The organism is Kribbella sp. NBC_01505 (genome assembly GCF_045040285.1).
Lineage (GTDB): Bacteria > Actinomycetota > Actinomycetes > Propionibacteriales > Kribbellaceae > Kribbella.
In genome coordinates, this window is sequence record NZ_CP109425.1 from 9,858,247 (window position 1) to 9,869,772 (window position 11,526).

At 68.6% G+C, this 11,526-nt stretch carries 10 protein-coding genes; 6 read left to right on the top strand and 4 right to left on the bottom strand.

Going from position 1 to position 11,526, the window contains the following annotated elements; translation table 11 throughout:
- Nucleotides 1-3: 3 nt before the first annotated feature.
- Nucleotides 4-870 carry a RimK family alpha-L-glutamate ligase gene (locus OG474_RS45795; protein WP_405059997.1) on the top strand — a complete coding sequence of 289 codons (867 nt, stop codon included), beginning with the start codon at nt 4-6 and terminating at the stop codon, nt 868-870.
- Nucleotides 871-888: 18 nt separating this feature from the next.
- Here OG474_RS45795 and OG474_RS45800 read toward each other — a convergent pair whose 3' ends face one another.
- The gene (locus OG474_RS45800; RefSeq protein WP_405059998.1) at nt 889-1,149 is read right to left on the bottom strand and encodes a WhiB family transcriptional regulator; all 261 of its coding nucleotides are present in this window, start codon (nt 1,147-1,149) and stop codon (nt 889-891) included.
- A gap of 127 nt (nt 1,150-1,276) precedes the next feature.
- Here OG474_RS45800 and OG474_RS45805 point away from each other — a divergent pair, with 127 nt between their 5' ends.
- The 4 genes from OG474_RS45805 to OG474_RS45820 all read left to right on the top strand — a co-directional run bounded on the left by OG474_RS45805 (nt 1,277) and on the right by OG474_RS45820 (nt 6,328).
- Nucleotides 1,277-2,215 carry a threonine/serine dehydratase gene (locus OG474_RS45805; protein ID WP_405059999.1) on the top strand — a complete coding sequence of 313 codons (939 nt, stop codon included), beginning with the start codon at nt 1,277-1,279 and terminating at the stop codon, nt 2,213-2,215.
- Nucleotides 2,216-2,277: 62 nt separating this feature from the next.
- On the top strand, nt 2,278-3,537 hold the full coding sequence (locus OG474_RS45810; protein WP_405060000.1) for a sensor histidine kinase: 1,260 nt from the start codon (nt 2,278-2,280) through the stop codon (nt 3,535-3,537).
- Nucleotides 3,440-4,105 carry a response regulator gene (locus tag OG474_RS45815; RefSeq protein ID WP_405060001.1) on the top strand — a complete coding sequence of 222 codons (666 nt, stop codon included), beginning with the start codon at nt 3,440-3,442 and terminating at the stop codon, nt 4,103-4,105. The genes OG474_RS45810 and OG474_RS45815 overlap by 98 nt, the downstream gene beginning before the upstream one ends.
- 102 nt (nt 4,106-4,207) lie before the next feature.
- A complete protein-coding gene (locus tag OG474_RS45820; RefSeq protein ID WP_405060002.1) occupies nt 4,208-6,328 on the top strand; it encodes an MMPL family transporter in 2,121 nt (706 codons plus the stop codon).
- Here OG474_RS45820 and OG474_RS45825 read toward each other — a convergent pair.
- The 3 genes from OG474_RS45825 to OG474_RS45835 all read right to left on the bottom strand — a co-directional run bounded on the left by OG474_RS45825 (nt 6,310) and on the right by OG474_RS45835 (nt 8,903).
- A complete protein-coding gene (locus OG474_RS45825; protein WP_405064685.1) occupies nt 6,310-7,767 on the bottom strand; it encodes a glycosyltransferase family 87 protein in 1,458 nt (485 codons plus the stop codon). The two genes, OG474_RS45820 and OG474_RS45825, sit on opposite strands and share 19 nt — an antisense overlap.
- 111 nt (nt 7,768-7,878) lie before the next feature.
- Nucleotides 7,879-8,607: an alpha/beta fold hydrolase gene (locus tag OG474_RS45830; RefSeq protein WP_405060003.1), complete on the bottom strand. Its 729-nt coding sequence runs from the start codon at nt 8,605-8,607 to the stop codon at nt 7,879-7,881.
- Nucleotides 8,601-8,903: a winged helix-turn-helix domain-containing protein gene (locus OG474_RS45835; RefSeq protein WP_405060004.1), complete on the bottom strand. Its 303-nt coding sequence runs from the start codon at nt 8,901-8,903 to the stop codon at nt 8,601-8,603. Before OG474_RS45835 ends, OG474_RS45830 begins: the two co-directional genes overlap by 7 nt.
- Before the next feature lie 94 nt (nt 8,904-8,997).
- Between OG474_RS45835 and OG474_RS45840 the strand changes: the two genes are divergently transcribed.
- Nucleotides 8,998-11,526 carry a BTAD domain-containing putative transcriptional regulator gene (locus OG474_RS45840; protein ID WP_405060005.1) on the top strand — a complete coding sequence of 843 codons (2,529 nt, stop codon included), beginning with the start codon at nt 8,998-9,000 and terminating at the stop codon, nt 11,524-11,526.

Sequence of the window (11,526 nt, forward strand, 5' to 3'; positions counted from 1 at the left end):
AACGTGACACTTAACGGTCTCAAGAAGCGCATCGCGGTCGCGACGTCGGCCGACTGGCCCGAGTTGCTCCCGGAAGAGCGGGGCCCACTGCTGGCCGCCTTCGAGGCAGCCGGCCTCGACGCCGTTCCCCTGGTCTGGACGGATCCGTCGATCGACTGGTCCGCCTACGACGCGGTGCTGGTGCGCTCGGTGTGGGACTACTACAAGCGGCACGTCGAGTTCACCGAGTGGCTCGAGCTGCTCGACAAGTCCGGCGTGCTGGTGCTGAACGAGACCGACCTGGTCCGCTGGAACAGCGACAAGCGGTACCTGCTCGAGCTGCGTGAGCAGGGTGTCGCGATCGTGCCGTCCCAGGTCGCGGCCGGCGCCTGCCTGCGCGAGGTCGTCGCCGGGCTCGACGGTCAGCAGATCGTGGTCAAGCCCACCGTGAGCGGCGCGGCCTTCAACACCGTCCGCGGCCTGGCCGGCTCGGCCGAGCTCGAGCAGGCGCTCAGCGAGCTGCCCGACGACGTCTACCTCGTGCAGCCGTTCCTGCCGGAGATCCAGACCGACGGCGAGTGGTCGCTGCTGTTCTTCGGCGGCGAGTACAGCCACGCGGTCGTGAAGCGCCCGGCAGCTGGTGACTACCGGGTGCAGCAGATGTTCGGCGGCGTGTCGACGCTCGAGGAGCCGACTCCCGCCACCCTGGAGAGCGCCAAGAACGCGCTCTCCGCGGCCCGCACCCAACCGACCTACGCCCGGGTCGACGGCGTCGTCGTGAACGGCCGGTTCCTGCTGATGGAGCTCGAGCTGATCGAGCCCTACCTGTTCTTCCCCGAGCACCCGCCGGCCGCGGACCACCTCGTCGGCGCCATCGCCGCCCGCCTGTAAGCAGAACCAGGAACAGGCTCAGCTGGCCGCCGACTCGGGGTGACCCCGTCGGCGGCCGTCCAGGAACGTGATCCCGGCGGCCGTTCCCGTGTACTTGGTCCGCCGCGCCCAGTCGTAGCACTCGTTCAGCACCGGGCATGAGGTCAGACACTGCTCGCGCGCCTTGCGCTGCTCGAAACGGGTCGCCGTCTCGTCGTAGGCCCCGGCCTGCCCGCGACAGGCGGCACGGTCCATCCAACGGTCACTGGGATCGACGATCACGGTCAGCATCGGCCTCATGACACGACGGTAGATCCCCGGGAGCGCTCTCCGGGGCGCGTCTCAGAATACGGTCGTTTGTCCATCGACTTACTGCACTTAACTCCCATCGAGCCAACGCATCGAAGCGCGGCATAGGGTTCGAGCCATGCCCACACTCGAGGAGATCCGCGCGGCGGCCGAGCAGTTGCGCGGCCGCATCCACCGGACACCGCTGGTCAGTTCGTCCGCGCTGGACGCGCAGTTCGGCGGCGAGCTCGTGCTCAAGGCCGAGCTGTTCCAGAAGACCGGCAGTTTCAAGGTCCGTGGACTGCTCACCAAGCTGCTGCAGCTCACGCCCGCGGAGCGCGAACGCGGTGTCGTGACCGTCTCGGCCGGGAACGCGGCCGGCGCACTCGCGTGGGCCGCCCGGGACGCGGGAATCCCGGCCACCGTGGTGATGGCGAAGAGCGCCGTACCGGCGAAGATCGAGGCGGCCCGCGGGTACGGCGCCACGGTCGAACTGGTGGAAGGCGATCTGCTGGCGGAGTACGAGCGGATCCGGAGAGAGCGCGATCTCACCGGCGTTCACCCGTTCGACGACGACCACGTGATCACGGGACACGGCAGCCTGGGGTTGGAACTGCTGGAGGATCGCCCCGACCTCGACACCGTGCTGGTGCCGATCGGCGGCGGTGGACTGATCTCCGGCGTCGCATTGGCGGTCAAGCTGGTCAAGCCCGGGATCCGCGTGATCGGGATCGAGCCGGAGCAGGCCGACGTGGTCAGCCGCAGTCTCGCGGCGGGTGAGCCGCAGCGGCTCCCGGGAGCGCGCTCTATCGCGGACGGCCTGGCCGCGCCGATCTGCGGTACGCGCAACTTCCCGATCATCCAGCGGTACGTCGATGACGTCGTACGGGTCAGTGAAGACGCGCTGCTCGCAGCGACGCGGCTCGTGATGTCGCGTACCAAGCTCGCCCTCGAGCCAGCGGCCGCCGCACCGTTCGCCGCCCTGCTGGAAGGCAGCATCAAGCTCGACGGCGTGACCGCCGCCGTGGTCAGCGGCGGCAATCTGGACGTTGCCAAGCTGGACCTACTGCGTTCGTAGCAGGCGCTCGGTACCACGGGCAGACGATGCGCCGTGGCCGAGCGACGACGTACTGTCGACCTATGGGCGGACCCGCAGGTCGCATCAGGTCGCGCTCTCTCGTTGCCGACTGCCTGCTCGCGCTCACCATTCTGGCGATCAGCGTCCTGCACCTCATCGGCAAGGCGAGTGAGACCAACCAGCTCGACCTGACGGCCGGCATCGGCGCGTGCGTGTTCGCCTGCGGCGCGCTCGTCTTCCGCAGAGCCGCGCCCTTCACCGTGCTGACGCTGACCACTCTCGCAGTGGTCGCGTTCACGGTCACCGAACAGATCAAGAGTCCGATCGCGCTCTCTATGGCCGCCGCCGTCTACACCGTGGTGACGCGCAAGGACGCGCGAACCCGCACGATCGTCATCGGCATCGCCGCGATCGGCACCGTCGTCGTCTCGAGCGTCTTCACCTCAGGCGACCTGTTCACCAACGTGTTCAGCGCGATCCTGGTGCTGTTCGCCGCCGTACTCGGTGAAGCGGTCCGCTATCGCGAGGCGTACCTGGCCGAGGCGGAACAGCGGCTGCTGCGCGCCGAACAGTTCCGCCAGGAGGAAGGCGAGCGGCGATTGATGGAGGAGCGCCTGCGGATCGCCCATGAGCTGCACGACGTGATCGCGCACCACATCGCCCTGATGAATGTCCAGGCCGGTGTGGCGTCGCAACTCCTGCGTGAGCAGCCGGACGAAGCCGACGAAGCGCTCGTCCTGGTCCGGCAGAACGGCCGGACGGTCTTGCAGGAGCTCACCGTGCTGCTGGGCGTACTACGACAACCCGGTACGTCGATGCCGACCGCGCCGGCGCCCGGCCTGAACGACCTGGAGTCGTTGATCGGGTCCTTCACGGCCGCGGGACTGCAGATCGTCCGGCGTTCCACACCGACGCCGCCCCTCGTCGTACCCGAGGTGATCGGGCTGACGGCGTACCGGATCCTTCAAGAGTCCCTGACCAACGTCGTGAAGCACGCGCCCGGCACCGTGGTGCAGGTCCGGTGTGAGCAGCGGCCCGGGTCGTTGCTCATCGAGGTCGTCAACGACGGCCCGCCGTACCAAAGCAGCAACAACACCACCGGCCACGGCCTGCTCGGCATGCGGGAGCGGGTTTCGGCGGTGGGTGGCGAGTTGTCGGCGGGCCCGCTCCCGGACGGCGGCTTCCGGGTTCACGCGGTCATCCCCCTGGAGAACGGAGCTGTGAGTGACGATTCGGGTGCTGCTGGCCGACGACCAGACGTTGATCCGCAGCGGGTTCCGCGTGCTGGTGAACGCGGCGCCCGGACTCGAGGTGGTGGCTGAGGCCGCGAACGGCCGGGAGGCGGTCGAGCTGGCCCGCAGCGAACGCGCCGACGTGGTGCTGATGGACATCCGGATGCCGGAGGTCGACGGGCTGGCCGCGACCCGGCAGATCGCCGCGGACGAGTCGCTGTCGGGCGTGAAGGTGCTGATCCTGACCACCTTCGAGGTCGACGAGTACGTCTTCGAGGCGATTCGGGCCGGAGCGAGCGGATTCCTCGGCAAGAGCGCCGAACCGGCGGAACTGATCAACGGCATCCGATTGGTTGCCCAGGGCGACGCCTTGCTGTCACCGAAGGCGGTCCGTGGACTGATGAACCGATTCCTGACCCAGCCGGAGGTCGGTACGGCGGCCGCCGGCTCCCGGCTGGACGTCCTCACGACGAGAGAGCGCGAGATCGTCGGGCTGGTCGCGCTCGGGCTGTCCAACGAGGAGATCGCCGACCAGCTGGTGTTGTCGCCCTTGACCGCCAAGACCCACGTGAACCGGGCGATGACGAAGCTGGAGGCCCGCGACCGGGCCCAGCTCGTGGTGATCGCCTACCAGACGGGTCTGGTGCGCGTCCGATAGCCAGTACTGCGGACGCGGTACGACGTACCGTGGCCGCGGCAGCTCGAACAGCCTGCACCTGGACGACGCGGACCGCCTGCCCGTCGCTGAACCATCGACCGCATGGCAACCTACCTCTACCGGCTCGGCCGGTTCGCGTTCCGGCGCCGCCGTCTGGTCGTCCTGGTCTGGCTCGGGCTTCTCGCCGCCGGAGTCGTCGGCACGGTCACGATGGCTTCGCTGACTCCGGCCGCCTTCTCGATCCCCGGCACCGAATCGCAGCGGGCCGGAAACCTGCTGCAAGAGCGGTTTCCGCAGGCCGGCGCGAACAGCGCGACCGCCCGGATCGTCTTCCGCGCACCGAACGGCGGGAAGCTCAGCGACCCGGCCAGCCGATCCTTGCTATCAGCCACCATTCAGCGTCTCGCGGCTGCACCCGAGGTCCGAACGGCGAGCGATCCGTTTGGCTCAAGGGGAATCTCCGCCGACGGCACCATCGGGTACAGCCAGGTCAGCTACCGGGTTCCCGCCAAGGAGGTCACCCCACAGGCTCGGGACGCGATCCGGGCCGCGATCGAACCAGCCAAGACCGGCGGACTGACGGTCGAGTACGGCGGGGACGCGATGACGGAGACCGAGGCACCGCACCTGACCGAGATCATCGGATTCGGCGTCGCCGCGGTCGTCCTGCTGATCACCTTCGGCTCGGCGGTCGCCGCGGTCCTACCGTTGCTCTCGGCAATCATCGGGGTCGGGATCGGTGTGACCGCGATCGGCACCGCGTCCGGCTTCTTCGACGTGGCCTCGACAACTTCGGTACTGGCGCTGATGCTCGGCCTGGCGGTCTCGATCGACTACGCCTTGTTCATCGTCTCCCGGTATCGCCAAGAGCTGCTTCAGGGTCTGGAGCCGGAGGAGGCCGCCGGGCGTGCAGTCGGGACCGCAGGCTCTGCAGTGGTCTTCGCCGGCCTGACCGTCGTGATCGCGCTCTCCGGACTGTCCATGGTCGGCATCCCGTTCCTCACCCAGATGGGACTCGCGGCCGCCTTCACCGTGGTGGTGGCGGTGGCGGTCGCCCTGACCTTCCTCCCCGCGATGCTCGCAATCGTGGGCCCACGGATTCTCGGTGGCCGGACCTCCGTCGAGGCCACCAGGACGGTGGGGCGCCGCTGGGTGGACTTCGTCACCCGACGGCCGGTCGCAGTATTGGTGACGGCCTGCCTCGGCCTCGGAGCCTTGGCGATTCCGGCCCTGGATCTTCAACTGGGTCTCACGAACGACAGCACGGCCAAGCCCGGCACCAGCCAGCGCGCGGCGTACGACCTGCTGAGCACCGGGTTCGGGCCAGGCTTCAACGGTCCGCTCCTGGTGGTCGTCGACGCGGCGGACGCGAAGGTTGCCGCCGACAACACAGCAGCAACCGTTCGAGCCTTGCCACACGTGACAGCAGTCGGTACGCCGATCCTCAATCCGGCGGGCGATACCGCCGTACTGACTGTGATTCCGGCTGCTGGACCTAGCGATCCGCAGACCGCGGAACTGGTTCACGCGATCCGCGATCTGCCTGGGACCGAGGTCTCGGTGACCGGGGCGACGGCAGTGACCATCGACGTCTCGGGCAAGCTGGGTTCCGCGCTGGCGCCGTACCTGCTGCTGGTCGTCGGTCTCGCGTTCCTCTTGCTGATGCTGGTCTTCCGGTCGGTGGTGATCCCGTTGAAGGCCACCCTCGGGTTCCTGCTCACCATCGCTGCCACGTTCGGCGCGCTGGTCGCGATCTTCCAGTGGGGTTGGCTGGCCGGGCTGTTCGGCATCGAGGGTCAGACCGGGCCGATCCTCAGCATGCTGCCGATCTTCCTGATCGGCGTCGTCTTCGGCCTGGCGATGGACTACCAGATCTTCCTGGTCACTCGGATGCGCGAGGCCCGTGCGGACGGCGCTACGCCACTCGACTCGGTGGTGGAGGGCTTCAGCCAGTCCGCCCGAGTCGTCACCGCCGCGGCCGTCATCATGATCGCGGTCTTCGCCGGGTTCCTGCTCTCCGGCGAGATGATGTTCCGCGAACTCGGCTTCGGCCTCGCCGTCGCGGTCGCGCTCGACGCCTTCGTGGTCCGGTTGAGCATCGTCCCCGCCGTGATGGCGCTACTCGGCCGCGCGGCGTGGTGGCTCCCCCGCCGCCTCGACCGGCTGCTGCCGGCCGTCGACGTCGAGGGAGCGAAGCTCAACGGTCAGGCCGGGGCCAGTTGAGCGGGCCGGGCCTTGGAAGCCACGCCGTCGCTCGGATCGTCGATGATGTCGCCTTGCCGGACCGGATCCTTCTCGGGCAACAGGATGTCGCGGGCAACGACCAGCATCAGCCAGAGCGTGCCTGCCATCCGCAGGATGACCGAGAGCCAGTAGATGCGGTCGGGGACATCCGGATTGCCTGGTTGGAGGAACTGGGCCAGATGCATCCAGACGAGCATCCAGTAGAACATCTCGCAGGCCTGCCAGATCAGCCAGTCGCGCAGCCGTGGCCGGGCCAGGGCGACCAGCGGCAGCAGCCAGAGCACGTACTGCGGCGAGTAGACCTTGTTGATCAGCAGGAACGCCGCGACCACCAGGAACGCGAGTTGGGCGAACCGTGGCGGCCGGGGCGCCATCAGCCCGAGGATCGCGATCGACAGGCACAGGCCCGCGAAGATCACGATGTTCAGCTGGTTGACGTCGGCGACCTCGTGCTTGGCCAGCTTCAGCACGTACCAGATCGAGCCGTAATCGCTCTCCCGCGCGTCGTTGAAGGTCCAGAACGACAGCCACTCGTTCTTCGCGAGCAGGTAGATCGGCGCGTTCACCAGCGCCCAGGAGACCGCCGCGGCCACCGTCGCCTGGACGAACGGCCACATCTTGCGGCCGCGCAGACACACGATCAGCAGCGGTCCGAGCAGCAGGAACGGGTAGAACTTCGCCGCCGTCCCCAGCCCGATCAGGATGCCGAACCAGATCGGTTTACCGCGCGACCAGGCGAACATCGCCCCCGCGGTGAGCGCGACCGCGAACAGGTCCCAGTTGATCGTCGAGGTGACGGCCAGGACTGGTGCGGCAGCGACGTACAGGGCGTCGAGCGGCTGGCCGCGCGCCGCCCCGGGTCTGGTGGCGACTCCGCGCGCGGTCGCCACGGTGAGCCCGACGATCAGCAGCGCGCAGAGGAACAGCAGCAGGATGTTGACGACGAAGAACACGCCGGCCGTGTCGCGTCGCTGCTCGTCGGTGAGGTCCTTCTTCGGGTCGCCGGTGATCAGCCAGGTGAGCTGCGCCGCGACCTCCATGAAGCCGCCGGTGAGCACCGGGTACTCGAGCACCGGGTAGTTGCCGGTGTCCAGGAACGGCCGGTTGCCCTCGGCGAACCCGCGCTCCTGGTAGAGGAAACCGACATCGGAGTAGCACAGCGCCTTGAACGGCCGCCAGCTCTGCCGGTCCCAGCCGGCGTCCATGCAGGGTGCCTTCTGGAGCACGCCGAGACCGAACGTGATCGTGCAGACCGCGAGCGCGATCCGCAGCGGCGTCCACCACGACGAGCTGAGCCGGGCGAACCGGCCGGACCGACCCCCGAGCCCGACGGTCAACCCAGCGACGGCCGGATCGGCCTCCGACGGCGACAGCCGGTCGTGCTTGGGCTGGCTTCCTGGTTCGGTCACGGTCGGCATCATCTCCTATCCGATCGGCCAACGACCAGGGCAGGTTACCCACCCATCGTTCGGCACGACACCACCCCCACGCCGAAGGACGCGAGGTGGGCCGGAATGGTTCGTTGCCGATCAGCCTCCGGATTGGGCGATCAGCAACGCCGCTGTCCGCTCCGGGTCCTCCCACCAGAGCAGGTGACCGACTCCCTCGAAGAGCTCCAACTGGGCCGCGGGCAACAGTTCGGAGAGCCGGAGAGCGTTCTCTACCGGGATCCCGGCGTCCGCGGTGCCGTGCATGATCAACGCCGGTACGTCGACCGCTCCGAGGCTGGCCGTAGTGTCGTGTGCCTGGGCCGCTGCCCACTGCATGAGCACAACCGGTACCGGAACCTTCACCGAGAGCGCTCTCCGCCGGTAGATCTCGCGGGCGCCGGGGACCTCGGTGGCGTACCGGCGGGAGAAGTTCGCCTCGAAGCTGGTGCGCAGCCCGTGCTCGACGTCCCGGGTGGCGATCGCCTCGACCATCCGGCGCGACGTCTCCGAGATCACGCCCTCGGGTCCACCGGCCCAGGTGCACCCGAGCGCGATCGACCGCACGACGTCCGGATGCCGGATTGCCAGCTCCTGCGTCACCATCCCGCCGAGCGACATGCCGGCGACATGCGCGTCGGTCCACCCCACCGACTCGATCACCGCGGCCGCGTCGTCGGCCAGGTCCGCCACCGTGAACGGTTCGTCCGCCCGGTCACCACGTCCGATCCCCCGATGGTCGTACGCGACGATGTCGAACCTGGCCTCCAACGCGGAGAGCAGTTCGTCCCCCCACAAGTCGTGGTGCGCCGCCATGCCGTGGATCAGCAACAGCGGCGCACCTCGTCGGCATGGAGGAAGCATCCGGCCGGTGTACGCCCCAGCCGGTCGCGGTACGCCGTCCCGAGCGCGGACCGCAGTCTGGACACGTACGCCTGCATCGCAGCGGCTGCTTTGGCCGGTGATCCGTCGTCCCACATCGCCTGGGCCAACCGGTCGTCCGACACCGGCTTGCCGTCCGCCAGTGCGAGCGCAGCGATCAGGCGTCGGGGCAGCGCTCCCCCGACCTCGACCACGGCCCCGTCGACCAGCACTCGGACGGGCCCCAGAACCCGGCACTCCAGCACCGGCCCACCATAGCGGCGAACTGCCGGACTCGGACCTTGCAATCCACCTGCAAACCTGACGCCAACTGTCCTTGGCGGAGGCTAAGGTCATTCGGTGGACAACGCTTCGGCTGGCCGGCTGCAGCTTCGTTGTCTCGGTCCGTTCGAGCTTATCCTCGACGGTGTCCCGCTCGAGCTGCCCGGTGCGCGTCCACGCACCCTACTGGCGGCACTCGCCCTGCACGCCGGCGAGACCGTCGCTCCGGACCGGCTGGCCACCATGCTGTGGGGCGACGACGAACAGCCGGCTGATCCACGCGCGAGCATCTACACCCTCGTGTCGCGCCTCCGCGGCCGACTCGGGCCTGAGCTGCTGCGGACTCGACCGGATGGCTACCAACTGGCTGTCGCAGACGCGGATGTGATCCAGTTCGACCGGCTAGCTCAAGAGGGTCGGCTCGAGGAAGCACTCGCGCTCTGGCGAGGCACGCCGTTCGCTGGACTCACCGGCACCTGGCTGGAGCGATTCGAGACGCCTCGGCTCGTAGAGCGCTATCTGGACACGGTCGAGCGCCTCACTGACCGCTCCCCCGATGCTGCGCAGCTCCCCCGGCTGCTGGAGCTCGCCACCGCGCATCCGCTGCGCGAATCACTCTGGCAACGACTCATCGTCGTACTGGATGCCTGTGGTCGCCCTGCGGAGGCTCTCGACCGGTACGACGAGATCCGCCGCCGGATCGCTGACGAGCTCGGCGTGGACACCAGTCCGGAGCTTCAGGCTGTCTACCAGCGTCTGTTGGCGCGGACCAGCGGCAGCACGCAGCCGGTGCCGCGGCAGCTGCCCAGTCCGGGAGTTCGGCCGGTAGGCCGTGAGCTAGAGCTCAAGGCGCTGGACGAACTGGCCGGTCGAGACGACCGGCGAATCGCTGTCGTCATGGGTACGGCGGGGGTCGGCAAGACGACGCTCGCTATCCACTGGGCCCATCAGAACGCCGAGCGGTTCCCCGACGGCCAGCTCTACGTCAACCTGCGTGGCTTCGAGCCAGTGGCCGCACCGGTCTCCGCCGAGGACGCACTGCACAGCTTCCTCACCGCACTGAACGTCCCTGCCAACACCATCCCGTCAGACCTCGATGGGAAGGCCGCACTGTTCCGTAGCTTCGTGGCTGGCCGCCGACTGCTGGTGCTGCTCGACAACGCCCACGACGCCGAGCAGGTCCGGCCGCTGCTGCCCGGTACGGCGAGCTGTCTCGTGGTGATCACTACCCGGATCCAGCTGGACGGCGTGATCGCGGCCGGTGCCGAGCCGATCATCCTGGATCTACTGCCGACCGATGCCGCGCTGCGACTGTTGAGCAGCCGGCTCGGCGCCGAGAAGGTCAGCGCCGACTCGACTGCCGCAGCCGAGCTGGTCCGACTGTGCGCCGGGCTGCCACTCGCCCTGGCCCTGGTTGCCACCAGAGTCGCCTTGCAGCGCGACTTCGATCTCACTGCGATCGCCGGCGAGCTGCGCACCAGCCGTCTGGACTCCCTGTCCGGCGACGACTCCTACACCGACCTGCGTGCGGTGTTCTCCTGGTCGTACGCCGACCTGAGCAGCCCGGCTGCACAGATGTTTCGGCTGATCGGTCGGCATCCCGGTCCGACCTTCACCACCGCTGCGGCCCGGGCGGCCCTCGGCAGCGCGCCAACCGCCGTACTGCGGGAGCTGCGCCGTGCACACCTCATCGACGAGCCGCAGCCCGGAGTCTTCACTCTGCATGACCTCCTGCGCAGCTATGCCCAAGACCTACCGAGCGACCAGGCTGCCGAGCACCGCATCCGGGAGTACTACCTGCGGACTGCACCGACAGCAGACCTCGCGTGGTTCGACGCCGAACGCCTTGCTCTGCTGGCGTTCGCGGCCACTGAACCGGCCGCGTTCCTCCCTGTCCTGTCCGACTACCTCGATCGCAGCGGACACTGGCACGACTGGATCTCAGTCGCCGAGCTGGCGCTGCGTGCGGCCGATAGCCCGGCCGCCGAGGTCAAACCGCACCTCGACCTCGCACTGGCCGACATCCGGCTGGAGAGGTTCAGCACGGCCGCAGAGCATGCCAGCCGGTCGCTCACAGCTGCCCGTCAGACCGGTGACGCGGCAGCCGAGGCCAGAGCACTCCGAGTGCTCGGCTATGCGGTCAGCAGCCTCGGCCGGTACGACGAGGCGCTGGCACTCGTGCAGGAATCGCTGGCCCTCTACGCGGCACTCGGCGACGAGCTCCAGAGCGCCGTCACGCTGAACTCCGTCGGCTGGGAGCTCGCGCAGCTCGGTGAGCTGGCCGACGCAGAAACCGCCTGTGTCGAGTCACTCCACCGATTGCGGGCCCTCGACGACCCTCCGAGCCTGGCTGCGACGTACGACAGCGTCGCGCACCTCGCCGTACTGCGCGGTCGCTACGACGAGGCGATCAGCAACTACCGCGCTGCGGCCGACATCTACCAGGCACTCGCCGACCGATACAACGAAGCCGTCGCCCGGACCCGGCTCGGGGACAGCCTCGCCGCAGCCGAGCAGGATCCACAACCGGAGTACGCGATCGCACTCGCGCTGTTCACCGGCCTCCACCATCCACAGGCCGAGGCTGTGCGTTCAAGGGTAGGGTGA